Source organism: Microvirga massiliensis (assembly GCF_001006805.1).
GTDB lineage: Bacteria > Pseudomonadota > Alphaproteobacteria > Rhizobiales > Beijerinckiaceae > Microvirga > Microvirga massiliensis.
The window spans coordinates 176,508-197,707 of the sequence record NZ_LN811350.1 but is presented as its reverse complement, the minus strand read 5'-3'; the positions used below and the strand labels follow the sequence as shown (position 1 = coordinate 197,707).

At 58.7% G+C, this 21,200-nt stretch carries 16 protein-coding genes; 10 read left to right on the top strand and 6 right to left on the bottom strand.

Features of this window, described 5'->3' with window-relative positions; translation table 11 throughout:
- Nucleotides 1-83 precede the first annotated feature (83 nt).
- Nucleotides 84-473 carry a helix-turn-helix transcriptional regulator gene (locus BN1233_RS42540; protein ID WP_048708954.1) on the bottom strand — a complete coding sequence of 130 codons (390 nt, stop codon included), beginning with the start codon at nt 471-473 and terminating at the stop codon, nt 84-86.
- A 152-nt stretch (nt 474-625) separates the two neighbouring features.
- Here BN1233_RS42540 and BN1233_RS00820 point away from each other — a divergent pair, with 152 nt between their 5' ends.
- Together BN1233_RS00820 and BN1233_RS00815 are read left to right on the top strand one after the other, a co-directional pair.
- Nucleotides 626-1,375, top strand: coding sequence for a DUF3102 domain-containing protein (locus BN1233_RS00820; RefSeq protein ID WP_046861625.1), 750 nt, complete (start codon nt 626-628; stop codon nt 1,373-1,375).
- 293 nt (nt 1,376-1,668) lie between these two features.
- Nucleotides 1,669-1,980, top strand: coding sequence for a hypothetical protein (locus BN1233_RS00815; protein WP_147706914.1), 312 nt, complete (start codon nt 1,669-1,671; stop codon nt 1,978-1,980).
- A gap of 104 nt (nt 1,981-2,084) precedes the next feature.
- Here BN1233_RS00815 and BN1233_RS00810 read toward each other — a convergent pair whose 3' ends face one another.
- The gene (locus BN1233_RS00810; RefSeq protein WP_046861623.1) at nt 2,085-2,318 is read right to left on the bottom strand and encodes a DUF6626 family protein; all 234 of its coding nucleotides are present in this window, start codon (nt 2,316-2,318) and stop codon (nt 2,085-2,087) included.
- Between the two features lie 172 nt (nt 2,319-2,490).
- Here BN1233_RS00810 and BN1233_RS00805 point away from each other — a divergent pair, with 172 nt between their 5' ends.
- The 3 genes from BN1233_RS00805 (at nt 2,491) to BN1233_RS00795 (ending at nt 6,641) form a co-directional block, all read left to right on the top strand.
- Nucleotides 2,491-3,618 (top strand): hypothetical protein, encoded by a 1,128-nt coding sequence (locus BN1233_RS00805; protein WP_046861622.1) that lies wholly within the window; start codon nt 2,491-2,493, stop codon nt 3,616-3,618.
- A 38-nt stretch (nt 3,619-3,656) separates the two neighbouring features.
- Nucleotides 3,657-5,213: a VapE domain-containing protein gene (locus BN1233_RS00800; RefSeq protein ID WP_046861621.1), complete on the top strand. Its 1,557-nt coding sequence runs from the start codon at nt 3,657-3,659 to the stop codon at nt 5,211-5,213.
- A gap of 420 nt (nt 5,214-5,633) precedes the next feature.
- A complete protein-coding gene (locus tag BN1233_RS00795; RefSeq protein ID WP_046861620.1) occupies nt 5,634-6,641 on the top strand; it encodes a helix-turn-helix domain-containing protein in 1,008 nt (335 codons plus the stop codon).
- A 1,387-nt stretch (nt 6,642-8,028) separates the two neighbouring features.
- Here the strand turns inward: BN1233_RS00795 and BN1233_RS42535 are convergent.
- Together BN1233_RS42535 and BN1233_RS00775 are read right to left on the bottom strand one after the other, a co-directional pair.
- The gene (locus BN1233_RS42535) at nt 8,029-8,463 is read right to left on the bottom strand and encodes a hypothetical protein (RefSeq protein WP_048708957.1); all 435 of its coding nucleotides are present in this window, start codon (nt 8,461-8,463) and stop codon (nt 8,029-8,031) included.
- 400 nt (nt 8,464-8,863) lie between these two features.
- On the bottom strand, nt 8,864-9,244 hold the full coding sequence (locus BN1233_RS00775) for a hypothetical protein (protein ID WP_046861617.1): 381 nt from the start codon (nt 9,242-9,244) through the stop codon (nt 8,864-8,866).
- Nucleotides 9,245-9,439: 195 nt separating this feature from the next.
- Here BN1233_RS00775 and BN1233_RS00770 point away from each other — a divergent pair, with 195 nt between their 5' ends.
- The 5 genes from BN1233_RS00770 to BN1233_RS44385 all read left to right on the top strand — a co-directional run bounded on the left by BN1233_RS00770 (nt 9,440) and on the right by BN1233_RS44385 (nt 19,229).
- The gene (locus tag BN1233_RS00770) at nt 9,440-11,446 is read left to right on the top strand and encodes a type I restriction-modification system subunit M (protein ID WP_046861616.1); all 2,007 of its coding nucleotides are present in this window, start codon (nt 9,440-9,442) and stop codon (nt 11,444-11,446) included.
- Complete coding sequence (locus BN1233_RS00765; RefSeq protein ID WP_074078237.1) at nt 11,443-12,780, top strand: restriction endonuclease subunit S; 1,338 nt, start codon at nt 11,443-11,445, stop codon at nt 12,778-12,780. Before BN1233_RS00770 ends, BN1233_RS00765 begins: the two co-directional genes overlap by 4 nt.
- The gene (locus tag BN1233_RS00760; protein ID WP_046861615.1) at nt 12,777-15,794 is read left to right on the top strand and encodes a type I restriction endonuclease subunit R; all 3,018 of its coding nucleotides are present in this window, start codon (nt 12,777-12,779) and stop codon (nt 15,792-15,794) included. The genes BN1233_RS00765 and BN1233_RS00760 overlap by 4 nt, the downstream gene beginning before the upstream one ends.
- 366 nt (nt 15,795-16,160) lie before the next feature.
- Nucleotides 16,161-16,745, top strand: coding sequence for an ATP-dependent DNA ligase (locus BN1233_RS00755; protein WP_048708961.1), 585 nt, complete (start codon nt 16,161-16,163; stop codon nt 16,743-16,745).
- A gap of 81 nt (nt 16,746-16,826) precedes the next feature.
- A complete protein-coding gene (locus BN1233_RS44385; RefSeq protein WP_053086453.1) occupies nt 16,827-19,229 on the top strand; it encodes a type II toxin-antitoxin system ParD family antitoxin in 2,403 nt (800 codons plus the stop codon).
- Nucleotides 19,230-19,327: 98 nt separating this feature from the next.
- Here the strand turns inward: BN1233_RS44385 and BN1233_RS00740 are convergent, their stop codons facing one another.
- Together BN1233_RS00740 and BN1233_RS00735 are read right to left on the bottom strand one after the other, a co-directional pair.
- Nucleotides 19,328-19,558 carry a hypothetical protein gene (locus BN1233_RS00740; RefSeq protein ID WP_046861614.1) on the bottom strand — a complete coding sequence of 77 codons (231 nt, stop codon included), beginning with the start codon at nt 19,556-19,558 and terminating at the stop codon, nt 19,328-19,330.
- A 1,303-nt stretch (nt 19,559-20,861) separates the two neighbouring features.
- Nucleotides 20,862-21,128 carry a hypothetical protein gene (locus tag BN1233_RS00735; RefSeq protein WP_046861613.1) on the bottom strand — a complete coding sequence of 89 codons (267 nt, stop codon included), beginning with the start codon at nt 21,126-21,128 and terminating at the stop codon, nt 20,862-20,864.
- Nucleotides 21,129-21,200 lie beyond the last annotated feature (72 nt).

The window sequence follows — 21,200 nt, the reverse complement described above, 5'->3', positions numbered from 1 at the left end:
ACGCTGCGATCAAATGCACTTCATCGTACTACCTCCTTCAATGTTGGTGTATCGAACGTGTCGGGCGACAATACCCGCATTCGTCAGGCGAGTTGGTCCGACCAATACAACTTGAAAAGCACCGCGTCGGCTACGTCGCTGAATGTTGCAACGCCAATGTGAAAGACCACGGGTTTCTTCAGATTGTTCAGGCACCACTCCTGAACGTCTGCACGTAGGCCCGACCGGGTCCACAGGCGGAATACATCGATCTTCAATTCATCTTCCTTTTCGATGTAGCTCGTGATGCCCTCCGCGAGGGCTGCGCAGGCCAGTTCAATGGACCTTGGAATTGGGAGTGGCTGCCCACCCCGCGTGCCCTTCTCGTAAGCGACCACGGTCGCTCGGTTGAGCCCGAGTTGTATCCCGAACTGCTCCTGGGTCGAACCAAGTCTCTCCCGGAGGGCTCTCATCTGCTGGCCCGTCATCGCCATGGCATCACTCCTTTGACGGCCTGCTGTTTACCCGAGCTTCGCCGCATGTTCAACAAAAAAAGACTCATATAATAAAAAAAGATGAAAGCGACAAAAAATGTTGCCAAACGCGATCCAGGCCGGTATCAAGTGGCACCACAAAGGAGAGCCACATGGCCAGGAAAACGAAACCCAACGCCGAAGACCAGGATAGCCAACCCGCCCTTCAGGCGATCGCCGCCGACATCCAGAAAACGCTCGCAAGAGCACGCCACGCCTCAGAAAGTTCCCTCAAGGACTTCCGGAGCATCGGCGAGGCGCTCATCAAGGCAAAGCCCCTCCTGCCGCGAGGCGGCTATCTCGAATGGGCGCGCGAGACCTTCCACTTTTCGAAGCAATGGTGCAGCGCGCTCACGAAGCTCGCCGCTTCCTGGTCCGACTACGAGAGTGCCAGATCCTGGGCGGAAGCCGAAGGCCGTCTGCTGGGCAGGAGAGAGTACAGCGTCGATGGCGCTCTCGGGCTGATCCGCCAATGGCAACGGGCCATGGCTCCCGCGCCCGAAGCGGGCGAGGACAACCGGAAGCAGCGAAAGCCCTCCATAAAGGAGGAGTTGGCGGAGACTCGCCGGAAACTCGACGAGGCGCTAGAAACCATTGAGCGCTTGCAGGCAATGGTATCGCCTGGACCGAAGCACGGCCCCTCTGCGCGAAACGGAAAGTCCGCCCCTCTTGATTTCGAAACCAGGGAGAAGGCCCGCAAGGTTGCCGCTCTCTGGCACCGGGGCTCGACAGGCGGAGAGTGCAGCGGAGCAGAAGGCAGGCTCCGCCACTTCGCCCAGAAGTGCGGATACGAGTTTGAGGACTTTCTGGTCGCATGTGGTATCGAAAGTCCAGCAGACTGGACCTTTTCCCGCGCCGCGTAACAAGCGGCCCGAATGCGAGAGGCGCACGAGAGATCGGTCTCCAACCATCTCTCGGCGACTTCGGACCGTAGAGGCCGTCCAACGATCGCACATCCAACCAGACGATTATCTGCCGCCACGCGGTGCAGCACATCCGAACGCACACCAAGTCATGGCCTCAGACGCAGACCGTAATACCGTTTCCCATCACCACCAAACTACTGTTGCAATAAATGCTATTCTCCCTACATCGAAGCAAAGCGCGCCTCGGGAATGACGATTCCGTCGAAATTCAAGGATTCGCCCACGTCGGCGTGAAACACGTCAGTGGACCCGTTCCAATCCACCCACACTCATTCACGCACGTCGTCCCCGCGTCCGAGATCATCGACAGGATCATCGCAATCGCGGCACTGACAAACCGTCCCTCGGGCTATGGCTGGAGACATTATCTCCACGACGCTCACGACGAGGTGCTCCAGGATCTTCGCGACCACGCAGCACAACTCAGCCTCCTCGATTACGAGATTAGCGACGGCGTGTTCACGACCACACTTGACATGCAGGTCACCTGCTCATTCCAGCACGAGGCGGACATGATGCATTTCAAGCTGGCATTCTGCTGAGGCGCATCGGACCGGAAGTTCGCTTCCGGGCCGCTCCTCGTAACCATTGTCTCATCCAAGCTGACTTCTTCGGATGGAGCAAGCCAACGGCATCAATAACCTGCTCAGGCTCGGCAGAATTCGCTCCCGAAGAGTTCCCTCATCAGCACTGCGGCGAGATCCGCCTGACCGGCAGCCTTAAGGCGCTTGATCAAATGTACGATTGTCTTCGGATGATCCGCCTTCCTGGAAGTGTCGGCGAGATAATTGTGCGCCTTGCCCAACCAGTTCCGTGAGAACTCGCGTTTGGTGACCACAAGACCACGCTGTTTCAAACACATATAGATTTCTTGCAGCATGCCATACCTCGTTCATTCAAACCCGAAAAGGATATCTCCACGCAGCTATTTATTCCGCTAGCGCGGCACAAATCCCGGCTTGAACTCGATGCTGTCACAATAAACGTCGCCGACGCGACAAACATAAATAAATCACAGGTAGCTCACGCTACCGGACGACGAAAGGAGCACAATGGACAACTATATGACGACCGGTGAAGAACCTCCATGTGTTAGCTATCTCCGCGAGGTTTACTTCACCAAGGAGCGCAACCAGACGATCTTGCACCAGTCCAAAATAACGGACTGGGAATGCTATCCGGACTTTGACACCTTCGCCCAGCGGTTCTGGGCGACTGCATCCTATCCATCTCCTCAATCCAACAAGATGGAGACCTATAGCTTCACTCCAACCCTATTCGAGCAGAGCCAAAAGAAGACGAAAGACCCATCCGCTCCGGGCAAATGGGGACACTGGAGGAACGGCGAATACTCCGCCCATCAGGTATCCTTGTTCTACGCGGACTTGGATAACCAGCATCCCGAGTACCCGTATGTGACCTTTGAACAGATAGCTGAGACCTTGAAAGCCCTAAGGTGGAAGCACCTTTTGTACACGTCGTTCTCGCACAAGCCCGAGCGACACAAGGTCCGCATCATCGTGCCCATCAGCAGAGCGATGACAAACGATGAGGCATTCCGGATCTTCATCTGGCTCAATGCCATCTTCGAGCACCAGTTGGACGGCAGCATCTACGACGATGGTGACCATCTCTATGGTCCGTGCTTTATCGGCCGACGGCGGGAATCCCTCGAAGGCGGCTCCCTCAATGTTGATGCGCTCCTGTCGGCGGTCGAGAGCCTCCCGGACGAGGCGCTGCGGCATGCCCAGCGCGGACAATCCAACGCCAAGATCCGGCCAATGACCGACAAGGAGTTCGAGACCTATAGAGTCCTGGTCACGAACCAAACCGCGCGCCTCGGTCTCTCCGTCCATGACGCTAGGGTGTTCAACCCGCAGTGGGCGGAACTTCTGCACTCCCGGTACAATGGCGGCTCCCGGCGACAATCCCTGCTGGGGGTTCTCACCAAGATCTGGCTGAAGTCCAAACGCACGCTCTCGTTCGGGGACATGCGAGCGTTTCAGCAGGAAATCGATGTCGAGTGGTACGGCGGGTATTGCGAACGCCAGTACGGACGATCAGCCCTGGAGGAGGATGTCCGGGCGGCAATGCAAGTCGTCGGATCACCGGATTTCGAAAAAAGCAAACAGGTAGCGCTGGAGCGACGGGTAAAATCGCTTCGCCGCTACCGGGCCTGAGGCCCACTTAACCTATCCGATTGACTACAAAGGAATATATGTCAACGAACACTCAGAAAGATACAACGCTCGACTTCGAGAAGCTCATTCAGGATTGGCAGAATCTGCCACCGGGCCATGTGGTCACCACAGCAGAATTGGCGGAACTGCTCCTAGCGGCAGAGACGGCGATCACCGCCGCATCTTATTTGTGGGCCGAGATGATCCAGGTGCTCATCGCCCACGGCGGCCTCAAGAAGGAACAAGCCGCGAAGGAACTGGTCAGGGCCTGCCGGGTGAAAGCTGACTTGGGGATGATGCCGCACGACGTGTGGACCTTCATCCCAGCATTCCTGGGCTCCCGTGGCTATGACATGAACTATAGCGGAGCGTTCACCCTCCACGGCAAGGCTGGCATGCACGACCGGGACTACATCGGCAAGCAGATGAAGATCTGGAATGTGGAGGTGGGCCTCTGTCCTGCTCAGGCCATCGACTGGGGGCTCGACAACTGGATGGTCGATCAGCAGGAGAAACTCCGGCGCGAGGTAGCCCAGAAATTGCGTTTTGACCCGGCGATTGACCCGGATCAGACTGAACTGAAGCGCTTCGTTTGCATGATGATCCCAGCCCAGGCGACCCCGCAGCAGTCCGAGAAGGTCTGGAAGGCCGCCGAGATCGCCTTTGCGACCTTCATCTACCGGGCAAAGAACCACGTCCGCTATGTCTGGAAGAACTCCGCCCATCTGATGCCGATCTTGTTCGGGACACAGGGCGATGGGAAGTCCGAGGCGATCAAGACCCTGTGCGAGCCTCTGCGGCAGGCAGGTATGTTCGCATCCGTCGGCTTCGATGCCTTCGACGACAATGACCAGTCCTATCAATTGTCCTTGATGCCTGTGTGGTTGTTCGAGGAGATGCAGGGGATCTCGAAGGCCGATATCTCAAAGCTCAAAGCCATCATGACTGACAGCGAGCGTCAGATGCGGGCGGCCTATGGGAGAACGGGCGTGAAGCAGATCATTACCACGTTCATCGCCTGCACAAACGAGGATACCGCCGAGAAGATCAGGGACAGTTCTGGCAACCGGCGCTTCATCCAGTTCGAAACGCAGCCTGTGGACCGTGCCCTGATCCACAGTATCGATGCCGAGAAGATCTGGCGCTCGGTGGATGAGGATGCAGCCGAGCCCCCGATGTACGCCACACCAGAGAACGCGGCGCTCATCAAAGAGATCCAACTGAGGCAGCGCTATCTTTCGCCGGTCGAGCACTGGTTGATGGATTGCCCGAACATCCCGTGGGGCACGTCCCTGAAGGCCACAGGCTGGTGGGAAGGGCATGGAGCGTGTCTGTCAGCAGACGATTACGGATTTCACGACTGGTTGAAGGCCCACTACGGGGCCAATGAGGTCAACCAGTGGAGCGCCGTGAAGCTCGGTTATGCCTTGAAGGATCTGTCCAAGCGGTATGACATCGAGGTCGTGCCGTATGGCGGTTCGAACAAGTACGCCATCATGAAACCAAAGGGGCTGGTCGAAGACGATGCAGCCGGAGGCGACAGCGGGGTCGTTGACCTCAGCGAGGGACGCACTCGCTACCGGAAGGTCTCGTGAGCTTTGGACTTCGACATCGGATTTTGGGGTTTACCCCAACCCCAAAATCTGAATGGCCTTCTTCTATAAAGTGATTTTTGGACTTTTGGACTTTTGGGTCATTTTGAAGAAGAGGAGAAAAAATACACTATAGAGATTATTCTGTAGAGCTTCCTCAGAATGGGTCCAAAACCCCAAAAGTCCAATCGAATTCACGGTGTGTGCATCTGCTGTACAAGGGCCAATCACGATGCCCAAATTTCTGCTTCGGGCTAAAGCCACGCCGAGTAGGTACAAGCATACCTGCCCACCTCCGAGTTCCTCCTCTGCGTCCTAGAAGCACCGCCTGAAACAGATCATCGATTCTCGAAGATAGGAACTTCCGGTCCATCATCCTGGACAAAATGTCCAGCACGGGGAAGCTGTGCGGCGGAGGTGCCGGTGCCGAAGTTCCGGGTCGCTTTCACGAGCTATCGCTCTACCGGGGAGGGTCTCGTCCCGTTGTATCCAGTTGGAAACAAGGGTGCGCGCGAGAACCTGCCGTATCAGTTACGAAAGCAGCGGCTCTACACTCTGAAGAACACCGGAGACAGTTACCTCACCCTCGATACGGCGCGCTTTGATTCCGATACCGTGATCGCGTGGCTGAAGGATGGCTATCACGACAACATCCGCATCCTGGTCGACGACATCTCCGACCACGAGGGGCCTGAGTTCCAGTACCGCCCGGTACTCGTAACCTTCATCGCTGATAAACGGATGACGGCAGAGGAATTCGACGCCGTAGCCACCATCGTCACGGAACGAATGAGCACGATTCCTGGCGAGTGGGCGGAGCGCACGACCGGACATTGCGGCATATTTCTTGGTATCTATAAGATTTGGGCTAAATCGGAGTTTCTATTCTCGGACGATTGGGATCGTGCCCTTGAGAGAACGTCCGAGACCCTCTCCGACGATGCGTGTTGGATCGTGGATGTATTTCCCGTACCGGAGGACCACGGGCCTATGCCGTTCGAGCCCCTGGATGAGGTGGAAGCTCGCCTGGGCTTCCGGGGCGCGCAGTTGCGGATGAGGATCTTGGAGCCCGACTCGCCTTTGGACAAAATGTCCACGCGGAAGTTCCCGTCCCGCTGGCCCAAACCGCGTCCGCCATCCATTCCATGCCCTGCGACGTTGAAAGGATCTCCCATGGTGGGGAAAACCCGCAGAAGATCGAATGGGGCCTTGGTCACGCCTGCGGGCTCCGCGTTGACGGCGGCAGGACTATCGACCGCCCGGCGGGATTTGCGGATTACACGACACGAACTTGCCAGATTGCTCGACGTTCACGAGCGGACCATGCGGCGCTTTGAAAGCGGTGAACAGCCAATTCCGCGCAGCATCGAAATCATCGTCAAGCTTATGCTTAATGGCGTGACGACAGCGGCTGAGATCAGCAGGCTGTAGTCTGTACACGGCCAGTGCTGCCAATGAAATTCCTGATGTCCGGCGTGTCGAGAGCAGGGTAAGGGGGAAGGTAGACGACCGATAACGTGCATTTCATGAACTTATTCGATCCTCCACTTCATACCGAACGTTGTGGAAACACATGTCCATCACCCGGCAATAGTCGGGTCTCTTCCTCAATATGAATGCCCGAGCGCGACCATTCTGAAACCAATATCGAGTATCGATGCCATCCGCCGTCATGCGACGAAAAGGAAACTGGGAGAACGCCTCAACGATTGCTCTCTCGCGGTTGCTGCACCGGAGCTTCGCAGCCGCTCGGCAACGGTCCGACCGATGCCCTTCGAGCCACCTGTAACCACCGCTGTCCGACCCGACAGATTATATGAGACTGGCATAAGTTCTCGTCGATCCACGGGGAGCACCATAGCGGGCCGCAGGAGCGCATTGCCACCGTCCGTGGGCTCGGCGAGCCGTGGGCGTCCCGCCTCAAAATTGATTTCGGCCTCGGCGAGCATCCCGACCTCGTATCTGGCTCCCGACGAGCCGTCTGAGTGCCCTCCCGATCGGTACCAATGGATGATCATCGGTAGGGCAGGTGAAGCCCTCCCTCGAAACTGTTTTCTGGCCTTCCCGGCATGATCGTTGTGGCGGGAAGACGGCCTCCTTCACCGCTCCGAACCGTCGAGAAGGTCGAATTCTCCAGTCCGGCATGCGGCACAACAGCTTTCGGTTCTGATGTCGCCCAACACTTTGCCCGAAGAGCGCAATTGGTGGCCTAATCCCGCGTGCCAGGGAACTTGTCAGCAGACTGTTTGGCCTTGAAGTGCAGGCCAAAGCGCATGCCCGTCACTGTCTCAAACATTGCGAGGATGTCCGTTTCCTGCCCGCTGCATCCAGCGACACCGACTGCCTGACCGCACCAGCGCCATCATGGACAGTGGACAGAGGGAGCCGAAGGCGGGGAGAGCCAAGCCTGTCGCGAAGAGGCTGCCATGATGGCTGGCCCACATCTCAGACTCAAACCGACTCTACCGGTTCGAGAGGCAGTAGGCCCCCGACGAATGATATCCGCTCGGGCATGCGCCAGTCTTCGGGATCGCATGCTTCGCCCTGTCACTGGACCCGAGGCAGTAATCGCCCGAGGAACGGTAGCCTGAAGGACAAGGCCCGACCTTGATCAACGCTGGACGAGCACCCTTGTCCCGTGAATTCGGAATGCAGGCACTTCCGCTCGAATGGTAGCCAGATGGGCACGTTCCGACCTTGGGAACTGCCTGCGCTTGAGCTTCGAAGATCAGCATGGGATAGAGGAGCGCCGATGTCAGCGCAGCCATGTGGGCTACCCATGCGCTCTGCCTGATCCGCATAGTAGAGCCTACCAACTTCAAGATGACTCAGCGCGCGTCTCGTCCGACCTACCCGGCGGCGGAACGGCGGGTATCCGTGAGTCCGAAGATTGCCGATCCGGTACCAGACCAAGACGTACCAGCCGCGAGGTGATGCCTCCTCGGCTGCGACCGAACTCGGCTGCAAGTTGGCGCACGTCGGCTCCATCGGTCCAGCGGGCCTTGAGATGCGCGTCCAGTTCTTCCGACCATGGCTGTCCAACGTTCGGGGGCATCGCTGCTTTGTACTTTGAGGACTTCGCCACCGGCCCAAGCTCAGTCAGCCCGATTGAGATCGCATGCCACTCGCCCATACTTAATGTGATCACTTGACCATCGGGCGTCTGAAGCTCTCCTACAACGCCGTCCGTGGTGAAATGAAATGAGCGTTCGTCCACCTCCCACTGAAGCGTTTTTCGAAAGCTGATCGACATAGTGTTCTCCCCCGCCGCATGGAGAATACGCAAGCAAGACCTCGCTGCAAGAGACCTCTTCGTTGAGCGGAGGAGTGCATTGCGTCAGTATCGCTCGATGAAACCGATTGGACTGCTACGACGCAGCCCTCGACCATGTGCAGGCCCAATGCCGCTGCGTCATTCGAAGAACTCCTCGTCGAGCTTCTTGATCGTTAGGGTCTCTTAGACCCAGCACCTGACCTCAGGCTAGATCATTGGGCAGGCGTGTTGGGTGATATCGACCAGCGCGATTCGCGGCTGAGCAATTCGGTAGTCTCGCAAGCCGGTGGGGACTGCCCCGACTCTGGCTTCGGGGCTAGCCTATGAGCCCACGTGAGAGGGGTAGGTGCCCGAATGAAAACGAGCACCCAAAATCTATTCACTCGGATTCTGGCGCAGCAAATCCAACGTACGAGCCGAATCCTGCTGGTGGTGGCACGTGGACGGCGAACTTCAGGGAGTTATCGATCTCGACCATATCGGTGAGTTCGTCGATGCTGCCCTCCTCGATCTCCTCGCGCTCTTCAGGGTCTTCGATCCGCGCGAGCACCGTCTCTAGGTGTTTGTTGAAGGCTTCGCTCCTGTATTCGAAGCCCTCGTCGTGGGCTGCGAATAGGGTATGGGCGCAGGGGTTCTCTACCACCCACCCGTCCGGATTCGCTTCGTCATATGAGCGCGTAATTTTCGTTCCACAGAAGGGGCAGTGGATAGGACTGCCCGAGTCATCCAGATCGACCCTTTGGATTTTCAGTTTAGTCATAAAGTTACATTCCCTTACGGAGCCGCTGTTGCGGGCTCGCCTAGCCTCATGGGGCTTCCCTAGCCATCCAGCCTAACCCGAGCAAGCGATCTGGACGGTCATCGGAGGCGACAAGCTGCACCTACCGGTGTGGTGGATTCTCTCCCTCCTATGTCGTTAAGCTCCCGGCTTTGATTCGCACGCTTGGGGGCAAGAATGCAGGGGCATTCCGAAAAGGTCGCGTTCATTTGGTCGGTCGCCGATCTGCTTCGGGGTGACTACAAGGCATCCGACTACGGGAAGGTCATCCTCCCATTCACGGTGCTGCGCCGTCTGGACTGCGTGCTGGAACGGACGAAGGACGCGGTTCTCAAGAAGGCAGCTTCCCTTCCGGCATCCGCCACGCCAGTGATGCGCGAGACTATGCTGAATATGGCGGCGGGCCAGACCTTCCATAACCTGTCGCGCTACACGTTCCAGCGCCTCAAGGCCGAGCCCGAGCAGATCGAGGCCAACCTCCTCGCCTATCTGAACGGCTTCTCGTCCAACGTGCGGGACGTGTTCATCGACCGCTTCGATCTGCCCACCCAAGTGGCACGGCTCGAAAGATCGAACCTCCTCTTCCTGATCGTCTCGAAGTTCGCAGAGATCGACCTCCACCCCGAGCGGGTCTCGAACCTTGCGATGGGGTACGTGTTCGAGGAGTTAATCCGGCGCTTCGCGGAGCAGTCGAACGAGACAGCCGGTGAGCATTTCACCCCACGCGAAGTCATCCGCCTCATGGTCAACCTCCTCCTGTCCGAAGACACAGAGGCGCTGACGCAGAAGGGCGCGATCCGCACGCTCTACGATCCGGCCTGTGGGACAGGCGGCATGCTCTCAGTGGCCGAGGAGTATCTGCGTGAACTCAACCCGGACGCGAAGCTCGTGGCTTTCGGGCAGGAGTTGAACCCGGAGACGTACGCCGTCTGCAAGTCCGACATGCTCATTAAGGGGCAGGACCCGAACAACATCGGGTTCGGCAACTCCTTCTCAGAGGATCGCTTTCCCGACCGTCGCTTTGACTATTGCATCTCGAACCCGCCGTTCGGGGTCGAGTGGAAGAAGATCGAGAAGGAGATCGTGGACGAGCACGAGAAGCAGGGCTTCAAGGGCCGGTTCGGGGCGGGCCTGCCCCGCGTCTCAGACGGGTCGCTGCTCTTCGTCCAACACATGGTCTCGAAGTTCAGGAATGACGGCGGCACATCTCGATTGGCAGTAGTCCTCAACGGCTCACCCCTGTTCACGGGTGGGGCCGGATCGGGCGAGAGTGAGATTCGGCGCTGGATCATCGAGAACGACTGGCTCGAAGCGATCATCGGCCTGCCCGACCAGCTTTTCTACAACACCGGTATCTCGACGTACGTCTGGATCATCACCAATCGGAAAAGCCCGGAGCGGAAGGGCAAGGTCCAACTGATCGACGCCACAGGCATGTTCGAGAAGATGCGCAAGAGCCTCGGGAACAAGCGCAACTTCATTCCCGAGGACGCGATCAGGGAGGTCACCCGGCTCTTCGGGGAAATGGCAGAGGGCGAGCACTCGAAGGTCCTCGATAACGAGGACTTCGGCTATTGGCGGATCACGGTCGAACGGCCCCTGCGGCTCAACTTCCAGATCGACCCGGAGCGGATCGAGCGCGTGAAAGAGCAGTCGGCCTTTAAGGCGTTGGTGACAAGCCGGAAGAAAGGTCGAGAAGGCGAGACCGAGATCGCAGCGGGCAAGTCACTTCAGGCGGCAGCCCTGTCCGTTCTCGGGTCACTCGCAGGGGATCGGGTCTGGAAGGACCGCGAGGAGTTCACCGAGCACCTTAAGGCGGCTCTGAAGCGCAAGAGCGTAAAGGTGCCGACACCTGTCATGAAGGCGGTGCTGGCGGGGCTCTCCGAGCGGGACGAGACCGCCGAGCCGTGCCTGAGTGGCGGCGAGATCGAGCCTGATCCCGAGCTTCGAGATACCGAGAACGTGCCCCTCAAGGAGGACATCGCGACTTACATGGAGCGTGAGGTTCTGCCTCATGTGCCAGATGCGTGGGTGGACGAAAGCAAGACTAGGAAGGGCTACGAGATTCCATTCACGCGGCACTTCTACCAATACGTGCCGCCGCGCCCTTTGGAGGAGATCGACGCCGACCTGAGGCGGCTCTCAATTGAAATTCAGAGCATGCTGCGGGAGATCGCGGCGTGAGCTTCCGTAAACACCCACACTACAAATGCACTCGACTGTCGATGACGGAAGAGGTTCCATCACATTGGACGGTCACGAAGCTTGCCCACCGCGCTGAAGTTCAGCTTGGAAAGATGTTGGACGCTGCGCGAATTTCGGGTCACCACCTTCGACCTTACCTTCGAAATGTTGATGTCCAGTGGGATCGGATAAAGGTCACCGATCTTCCGATGATGGATTTTGATGAAGATGATCGACAGAAATTCGCCCTTCGGCCCGGAGACTTGCTAGTCTGTGAAGGAGGTGAAATCGGACGCGTCGCGGTTTGGGATGGGGAACTCCAAGAGTGTTATTACCAGAAGGCACTGCATCGGGTGCGCCCCAAAAGGGGAGATGATCCTCGGTTCCTCTATTGGTCGATTACAGCAGCGGCGAAGACCGGAGTCTTCTCAGAGCGCGCGAATCAGACCACGATTGAGCACCTACCCGCCGAGAAGCTGCGGGCGCACCTCTTTTGCTTTCCACCTCAAGCAGAGCAGCGCACAATTGCCAACTTCCTCGACCGTGAGACGACCAAGATCGATGCCCTGATTACAAAGCAGGAGGAGTTGGTCGAACGTATTAAGGAGAAGCGCAACGTCGAGATCGACACGGCTGTTACAAAGGGTTTGAATCCCGTCACCCCAAGGAAGAAGACCGAAACAACTTGGTTCGGCGAAATTCCGGTTCACTGGAATATAAAGCGCCTTAAGCACGTTGCCAGCGGGATTACGGTAGGTATCGTCGTTACGCCATCGAAATACTACGTCGAGGCAGGCATACCCGCTCTACGCTCCCTTAATGTGCTAGCTATGAACGTATCGCGCGAAAATCTCGTGTTTGTTGGAGAAGAGTTCAGTGAGGTTCTAGCTAAGTCCACCCTTAGAGCGGGTGATCTTGTCTCGGTGCGAACTGGCCAACCCGGGACGACTGCTGTGATCGGGTCGGACCTCGATGGGGCAAACTGCATTGACCTGATCATCACGAGGCGATCTAAGTTGTTTCACTCTCAGTACCTTGCTTACGTCATGAATTCGGACCTTGCGCGGGCACAGTACACGGCTGGCTCTGAGGGGGCTATCCAGCAACACTTCAATGTGGAGACAGCGAGTAACCTTATTGTGCCGTATCCACCGCTGGAAGAGCAGGCTGCGATTGCGGAACACTTAGACGGTCTGATGTCAAGATTCGATCAGCTAACTAATTGCTGCTTAGAGGCCATAGATCGACTCCGCGAGCATCGCACCGCTCTTATCACCGCCGCCGTCACCGGCCAGATCGACGTTGCTCGCCAGATGGCAGAGGCGGCAGAGTGACCGTCGATTACAGTGAGAAGGGCTTCGAGAATGCTATCGAGGCAAGCCTCCTCTCCTCGGGCGGCTATCGAAAAGGCGATCCGAAGGCTTTCGATGCAAAGCTTGGGCTCACACCCACTCTGATCATCGAATTCCTGAAGGCAAGCCAGCCGAAGGAGTGGGCGAGGCTTGAGGCGATCCACGGCCCTCCGGTCGAGATCAACATCGTGGCGCTCGTCGCCCGCGAACTCGATCAGCGCGGCACACTCGACATTCTGCGCCACGGGATCACCGATCACGGCGTCAAGATCAGGCTCGCTTACTTCAAGCCAGCGACGAGCCTCAACCCGCAGGCGCAGGCTCTCTACGAGCAGAACATCCTGACCATCACACGTCAGGTCCATCACTCACCCACGGGCCCGTCGCTCTCCCTTGACGTGGTGCTCTCCGTGAATGGCCTCCCTGTTGCGACAGCGGAGTTGAAGAACCCCTTCACGAGTCAGACGGTCGAGCACGCGAAGCGCCAGTACAAGTTCGACCGGAACCCCAACGATCCGGTCCTGCGCTTCAAGACCCGCGCCCTCGTTCACTTCGCGGTCGATCCCGATCTCGTCTTCATGACCACGAGGCTCGAACGCGGGGACACTACCTTCCTGCCGTTCAACAAGGGCAATGGCACGGGTGCGGGCAATCCGCCGAATCCAAACGGCTACAAGACCGCCTACCTATGGGAAGAGGTGTGGGCGAAGGACCGCTGGATGGAGATTCTGGCCCGCTTCGCCCATCTCGAAGTGAAGGAGCGGAAGCTTCCAAGCGGAAAGAAGGTCCGCAAGGAGAGCATCATCTTCCCGCGATACCACCAGCTTGATGCCGTCACGAAGGTTCTGGCGGACGTGTGGGCGAAGGGCGTCGGGCAGAATTACCTGATCGAGCACTCGGCAGGATCGGGCAAGTCGAACTCAATCGCTTGGCTCGCCCATCGGCTCGCCTCCCTGCACGACACCAAGGACGAGCCAATCTTCTCGTCCGTGATCGTGATCACTGACCGGCTCGTCCTCGATAAGCAGTTGCAGGACACGATCTACCAGTTCGAGCACAAGCAGGGGGTAGTCGAGAAGATCGACACCAACTCGGGCCAACTCGCAGCGGCGCTCAATGCGGGCACCCCGATCATCATCTCCACGCTTCAGAAGTTCTCCTTCATCCTGAAGGAGGTCGAGGCGAAGGCCAGTCGGCGCTACGCCGTGATCGTGGACGAGGCCCACTCCTCACAGACCGGCGAGAGTGCCACCAACCTCAAGAAGGCGCTCGCCGCATCGAGTTTGGAGAAGGCCGAGGAGGAAGAGAAGGATGAGGGCGAGGACACCGAGGACGAGGTTCTGAAAGCGATCCGGGCACGCGGTCGCCAGCCCAACATCTCCTTCTTCGCCTTCACGGCGACCCCGAAAAAGAAGACGGTCGAGATTTTTGGAACAACCGGCCCCGATGGGAAGCCGCGCTCGTTCCACCTCTATTCGATGCGGCAAGCCATCGAGGAGGGCTTCATCCTCGACGTGCTGAAGAACTACGTCACTTACGAGACCTACTACCGGTTCGAGAAGGCGGTCGAAGACGACCCACAGGTGGACAAGTCGAAGGCCAAGCGCGCTATCGCCCGCTACGCCTCGATCCACCCCCACAACCTCGCGCAGAAGGCCGAGGTGATGATCGAGCACTTCCGCGCCCACACCCGCCAGAAGATCGGCGGGAAGGCGAAGGCCATGGTGGTGACGCGCTCGCGCCTGCATGCCGTCCGTTACCGGCAGACCTTCGAGGCATACATCGCGAAGAAGGGCTACACGGACCTCGGCGTGCTGGTGGCCTTCTCGGGGACTGTGATCGACGAGGGGGACGAGTATACCGAAGCAGGCATGAACAGCTTCGGGGAGAGGGAACTGCCCGAGCGGTTCGGGAGCGACGACTACCAAGTCCTGATCGTCGCCGAGAAGTACCAGACCGGCTTCGACCAGCCGCTCCTCCACACGATGTATGTGGACAAGAAGCTCAAAGACCTCAAAGCCGTCCAGACCCTCTCGCGCCTGAACCGCACCTGTGCCGGGAAGGTGGACACGTTCGTGCTCGACTTCGAGAACACGGCGGACGAGATCAAGGAGGCGTTCAAGCCCTACTACGAAGAGCCGGAAATCGATCAGCCAACCGATCCGAACCAACTCTACGGGCTGAAGACCACCCTCGATGGCTTCCAATTCTACTGGCAGCAGGAGGTCGAGGACTTCGCGAGGGTGTTCTTCAAGCCCGAGGCCAAGCAGAAGCCCTCCGACCAAGGCTTGCTGCACAAAGCAATCGATCCGGCAGTTGGCCGGTTCAAGGCCGAGCCAGACGAGGAGCGTCAGGAGGAGTTCCGGGCCAATCTCGATAGCTTCGTGCGGCTCTATGGCTTCGTGAGCCAGATCATGCCCTTCGAGGACGTGGAGCTTGAGAAGCTGTATGCCTTCCTGCGGCTCCTACGGACTAAGCTGCCCAAGCGCGAGGGTGGGGGCATGCTCGACCTCGAAGACGACGTGAGCCTTGCCTATTACCGGCTTGAGAAGACCTTTGAGGGCTCAGTGAGCCTCACACCGGGCGAGACGGGAACGCTGACCGGCCCGACAGCAGTCGGCACCCACAAGCCGAACGATGAGGCGGTATCGCCGCTCTCGGAGGTGATCCGGCTCATCAACGACCGGTTCGGCACCGACTTCTCGGAGGAAGACCGGCTCCTCATGGAACAGGTTGTGGGCGATCTCGGGAAGGACGAAGGACTGGCGGCACAAGCCCGGTCGAACACGCTCGCGAATTTCCGGCACGTCTTCGATCCGCGCGCCATGGAGGCGGTGATCGAGCGCATGGAGCGCAATGAGGCGATCACCGAGCAGTTCATGGCGAACGACGAGCTTAGAGGCATGATGCTCAATGCCATGATGCGGGAGTTCTATGAGCGTGCCCGTAGCGGAGGGGCATCCGGTCGGGAGCCGACAGCAAGTGCCGCTGAGTAACAACTCTGAATGGGCGACTACGAAAACATATTAATTCAAGTGAGCCGGGACGGGCTTGACTATGGTGTACGGCCTGCTCAGCTATCCTTGATCGGAGCCAATGAGCACCATGCAAAATAAGCATTTATAAAATCATGTGGCGGATCAGGCTTGCTTCACTTCAACGGTCAAAATTATGGTTGTTCCCACGTGTGGAACGTGAACTGAGGCCAAACGGAAAGTGGAAGTACTATACGCTGTTGGGTTGGTATGTCACTGAGCAGGAGGCTTATGAGGCCGCAAAGAAGTATCTCGGGACCAAGGGCATAACGGTTTCCCTACAGCGAGTAGAGTAGAGCCGATTGCGCCCGTGACCGGCAGTTGCCGGTGAGTTTGATTCGGCTATACCAGCAGCTTGTGGCCCATCAGGTGCCCACCGGCCCGGAGTGGATGCACGAGCCGCCGTGGAACGGCTACCGCATCGTGGCGCGGCGATATCGGAGCGTGGTTCGGCTCTGGTCCTGTGACGGGCAGGATTGGGCGGGCGTGTTCCCCGCCATCGTGGACGCGATCCGGGCGCTCCCGACTGATTCTGCCATGATCGATGGGGAGGCCGTCTGTCTGAGAGAGGACGGCTCACCTGAGTTCCATACGCCTCGTTCCGAGACAGCCTGTTGGGAGGCGAGGCTCATGGCCTTCGACCTCCTCACCCTTGAGGGGCAAGACTTGCGCCCCAACCCTCTTCATGAGCGTCGGACCAAGCTCGCCTTCCTGCTGAACGAGGGAGCCCATGACGGCCTCCGGTTCAGCAGCCACATGGAGGGCTATCAGGGTGAGGCCCTATTCCGGCATGCCTGCGAGATGAACCTCGAAGGGATCGTCTCCAAGCGGCGGGACAGCCCCTACCGGTCAGGGCCGTGCAAGGATTGGCTGAAGGTGAAGTGCGGGAAGTTGGGTCGAGGGCATGCCTGACCTAGCGTCATCATCACAGGTTATTGCCACGGCTACATGACCACCTAAATTGCGGGTGCCAATTTTTCCTACCCTTTGGACATGCCCGCCAAATCAGCCCTCTCGGTGTCCCTGACGCCCGAATTAACCTCGCTCGTGGCCGCTAAGGTCGCCTCTGGCCGCTACCGCAGCGCCAGCGAGGTCGTGCGGGCTGGCCTGCGCCTGCTGGAAAGCGCAGAGCAGCGTAAACCATGGGAGGGAGGTGAAGCGCCTGCTCCCGACCTCGGTTTCCTCGACGACAGCGAGACGGGCAGGCTCACGCGGGTCTACGACTGGTCCCGCACCTCACTGGGACCGCTCTCCTCTTGGTCGCAGAGCCTCAAAACGACGGTCGGTCTTCTCCTGCGCTCGCCGGTTCCCATCGTTCTGTTGTGGGGGCCGGATGGCGTCATGATCTACAACGACGCCTATTCGGGATTTGCAGGAGGCCGCCATCCTCTCCTGTTCGGCTCCAAGGTGAGAGAGGGCTGGCCCGAGGTCGCCGACTTCAACGATCACGTCATGAAGGTCGGCCTGAGCGGGGGCACGCTATCTTACCGCGATCAGGAGTTGACCCTCTATCGAAATGGGGTTCCCGAGCCGGTCTGGATGAATCTGGACTACTCTCCGGTGCTGGACGAGAGCGGTCAGCCCGCAGGCGTGCTCGCTGTCGTGGTGGAGACGACCGAGCGCGTGCTGGCGGAACGGGCACTGGTCAAAGCCGAGGAACGCCTGTCGCACGCCCTCCATGCCTCGGGCATGGTCGGCACATTCGACTGGCACATCCTATCGGATACCTTCTACTCCGACCCACGATTTGCCGCGATGTTCTCGGTCGATCCCAAGAAGGGCGGGACGGGCACACCGATTGCCGACTACATGGCCGGTATCCACCCCGACGACCGGGACCGGGTTGCTGAGGCGGTCAACCACACCATCGCGACCGGTCAGAAATACGTTCAGGAATACCGGCTCCTTCAAAAGGACGGCACGGTTCGCTGGATCGAGGCGCGCGGCGAATGCCTCTATGGTGACGATGGCAAGCCCCTGCGATTTCCCGGTGCCGTCGTTGACATTACCGAGCACAAGCGCGCCGAGGAGGTCGAGCGGCAACTCGCGGCCATCATCACCTCGTCGAACGATGCCATCGTGAGCATCAATCTCGATTGTACTATTACAAGCTGGAACAAAGAAGCGGAACGGCTCTATGGCCACCGGGCCGAGGAGGTAATCGGCAAACCCGTCACGATCCTGCTACCCGATGACAGGAAGGACGAGGAATTAGAGATCATCGACCGGATTTGCCGGGGCGAGCGCGTCGAGCACTACGAGACGATTCGCCAACGCAAGGATGGAACTCTGGTCGAGATTTCACTCACGGTCTCACCGGTTAAGGATGCTCAGGGCAGGGTCCTCGGTGCATCGAAGATCGCCCGCGACATCACCGAACACAAGCGTGTCGAAGAGGCCCTGCGAGAGAGCCAACGCCACCTCAATGCCGTGCTCAATAATGCCTCGGTTGCAGTCCTCCGCATGGATGAGCGCCAGCAGTGCGTCTACATGAACCCCGCAGCCGAAAAGCTCACCGGCTATTCGCTCGCGGAAGTGAAGGGACGAGCCCTGCACGATGTCATTCACCACACCCGTCCTGATGGTAGCCACTACCCCCTTGAGGAGTGTCCCATCGACCGCGCCTTTCCCGAGGCCCATCAGATGCAGGGCGAGGAAATCTTCGTCCACAGGGACGGAAGCTTCTACCCTGTGGCCTTCACGGCGAGCCCGATCCAAGGCGAGGACGGAAAGCCCATCGGGACCATCATCGAGGCGCGTGACATCCGGTCAGAGAAAGAAGCGCAGGAACGCCAAAGGTTGCTGCTTCGAGAACTGATCCACCGGGTGAAGAATATATTCGCGATCACAAGCGGCATGGTGAGTGTAAGCGCCCGGTCGGCGCGCACCCCACAGGAGATGGCTCAAATCCTTCGCGGGCGGCTCGATGCCCTCGTGCGGGCCAATGATCTCATCCTTCCGGGGCTGATCGGGGCCGGGAAGGAGCAGGATCAGGGCACGACCATGGACCGGCTGGTGCAGACGGTGCTCTCACCCTACATGGATCGCGAGCGCATCATCCTCAACGGCCCTGCTGTGCCGGTCGGTGAGAGTGCCGTGACGAGCCTCGCCCTGATCCTGCACGAGACCGCCACGAACGCTTCGAAATATGGGGCGCTCTCGGCTCGCGAGGGCTGCATCCGGGTCGATTGGACAAAGAGGGATGCCGATCTCTACCTCAAGTGGCAGGAGAGCGGCGGACCAAGTATTGCTGAGCCGCCGAGTGCCCATGGATTCGGGACTACTCTCGTGGAGCGGAGCGTCACGGGCCAGCTTCAGGGAAGTGTCGAGTATGACTGGCGGCCTGAAGGTCTCACCGTGCATGTCACGGTGCCGTTGGAACGTCTCAACTCGTGACTGCTCGTGATCCCGTGCAGGGATTGGCTGAAGGTGAAGTGCGGAGCCTATCGACTCCCCTGAATTCCGCAACCACGACAGCTTGCTGCCGATAACGATCATTTGGCAGAAGATCGGTCGATTGCGTCCAGAATGAACTTTCGGTGTCGATGCAGAGCGTCCCGCGCCGCCTCAAACTGCTTGAGTATATGCTCCTCCAACTTCGTCCGCTGCCCCGCCCAACGCTTTCGCTCCACAAGCATGGCTTGTCGGCTCACCCGTCGCTCGCTCTCGACAATCTGGCGTTCTACCAAAGCTAGATCAGAAAATTCCTGCTTCGAATCCAACATCTTAGACTTCCGTCTCAGACCAACGCGAGACAGCACCAAGAGTTCATAAAGTTGTCTCTGAAGAGGTGCGAGGGCGACCTACGCCTTTGACCGATTTGGCGGCTATGGATTGTCCGCTCGAAGCGGCACGTACCCGGCCCGGTTTCCCGATCTCAATGTCAAAATCTAATCAGGCCGAACCGTTGCAAAAATCACCAGCAGACTTGGGGCAGACGGCGCTTCCAACGCTGGCCCGCAGGAAGACGAGGCACGGCTCTCCCGTTACGCCCAGCCCGTCTGAAAGCTGTAAGGAGCGCGTTCCTCTTCCGCCTCCGTGATGTCGGAACCAGCTTGACGGGCTGTGGCGACGTGGTGATTGCTTCCAGCGGTTGATCGGCACCAATCATCGCCTCTATGACCACGCTCCGTGTGGCTGTGCTGACGGCGGGTGTCGTGTTCTCGCGAGTGGTCGCGACTGACGGACGCTTCGCCTCTTTCGTGGCGCGGCTTGCTCGTGCTGCCCTACGCCGTACGGCCCGCTCTTCCGCCTCACGCTGCACCCGCTCTTCGACCGGGCTCACAGGAACCGACAGGAGGTCAGGCAGAACACGCCGAGCAGACTTCTCTGCCGACTCTGTTGTGCCGAACACTTCCGGTGGTTGGGGTGCAGAAGCCGTAGAACCAACTGGGGCTGGAACTTCGATTTTGTCCGCTTGTCGAGCGCGGGGCCGCGCCGAGAGCTTGCCGAAGACCTGATCAGCCAGAGAGGCACTTTCTGAGACTGGCGCTTTGCTGAGGGTCACGACCTCGGGCACCCGCCTGTTGGCGCGCTTGACCTCGAACGTGAACGACCGTGCCGGAGAACGTGTCATACGCATGCTGGGAGCAACCTATTGAATTGAAATCCACTCTGATCGGTATGTGACTGCATTTAGAGATGCACTGCCGAGGCGTATAATCGTAGGTCCGCCCGGTTAACACCAGTTCGACGATCTACGTCGGGCGGGTAGTCCAATGTGTCCGAACCGACCAGTCTCACGATTTCTCAGTGAAGCCGCAGGGCATTACAGCGCGACGGAGCGAAAGAATGGAGGGCTGGTTGCAGCAAGCACCCCACGAGTTCGGAGGAATCACGCATGCTGTGTCCCAACAACCTTCAGCAGCAGATTGTTCCCGACTGCCGGTCGGATAACCTGTTGAATAACCTAAGTTAATAGCAGAGGGCGCATCGCACCGAGGCAGTCGAGCAGGCATGAGGAAGACTGCACTTCCACAGGGTAGAGGCATCAATCAGTTGAGCCGATGGCGCAGTAGCGACCCTAATCTACGAGGCTTCGATCTGCTCATAGGCAGCGTTGAACTCGGGCCTATTCTGCCGCTCAAGGGCGCTCAGGATGTTGTTGCGATGAACGTGCCAAACCGAAAGGGTGTCCTGTAACAGCGTCAGTAACCGGTCTATCTCGCCGGTGTCCCGGCCAGCGACCGACAAACTGTCCCTCGTTATGGTCAGGTGCCGGATGCGCTCCTCGCCTTCGCTGATATGGCGGTCTGCAAGGGCGAGGGTTGCGGTTTCGTCGATCTCGCTCGTCATGCTCCACCATAGGTCGTGAGCCCCAATCGGGTACTCGCTCAGGTTTACTGATTATCCAATGTGGGAGGGCCG

Coding starts and splice junctions, on each gene's coding strand:
- BN1233_RS42540 (WP_048708954.1), bottom strand. CDS start 473: ATGGCGATGACGGGCCAGCAGATGAGAGCCCTCCGGGAGAGACTTGGT.
- BN1233_RS00820 (WP_046861625.1), top strand. CDS start 626: ATGGCCAGGAAAACGAAACCCAACGCCGAAGACCAGGATAGCCAACCC.
- BN1233_RS00810 (WP_046861623.1), bottom strand. CDS start 2,318: ATGCTGCAAGAAATCTATATGTGTTTGAAACAGCGTGGTCTTGTGGTC.
- BN1233_RS00805 (WP_046861622.1), top strand. CDS start 2,491: ATGGACAACTATATGACGACCGGTGAAGAACCTCCATGTGTTAGCTAT.
- BN1233_RS00800 (WP_046861621.1), top strand. CDS start 3,657: ATGTCAACGAACACTCAGAAAGATACAACGCTCGACTTCGAGAAGCTC.
- BN1233_RS42535 (WP_048708957.1), bottom strand. CDS start 8,463: ATGTCGATCAGCTTTCGAAAAACGCTTCAGTGGGAGGTGGACGAACGC.
- BN1233_RS00775 (WP_046861617.1), bottom strand. CDS start 9,244: ATGACTAAACTGAAAATCCAAAGGGTCGATCTGGATGACTCGGGCAGT.
- BN1233_RS00770 (WP_046861616.1), top strand. CDS start 9,440: ATGCAGGGGCATTCCGAAAAGGTCGCGTTCATTTGGTCGGTCGCCGAT.
- BN1233_RS44385 (WP_053086453.1), top strand. CDS start 16,827: ATGCCCGCCAAATCAGCCCTCTCGGTGTCCCTGACGCCCGAATTAACC.
- BN1233_RS00740 (WP_046861614.1), bottom strand. CDS start 19,558: ATGTTGGATTCGAAGCAGGAATTTTCTGATCTAGCTTTGGTAGAACGC.
- BN1233_RS00735 (WP_046861613.1), bottom strand. CDS start 21,128: ATGACGAGCGAGATCGACGAAACCGCAACCCTCGCCCTTGCAGACCGC.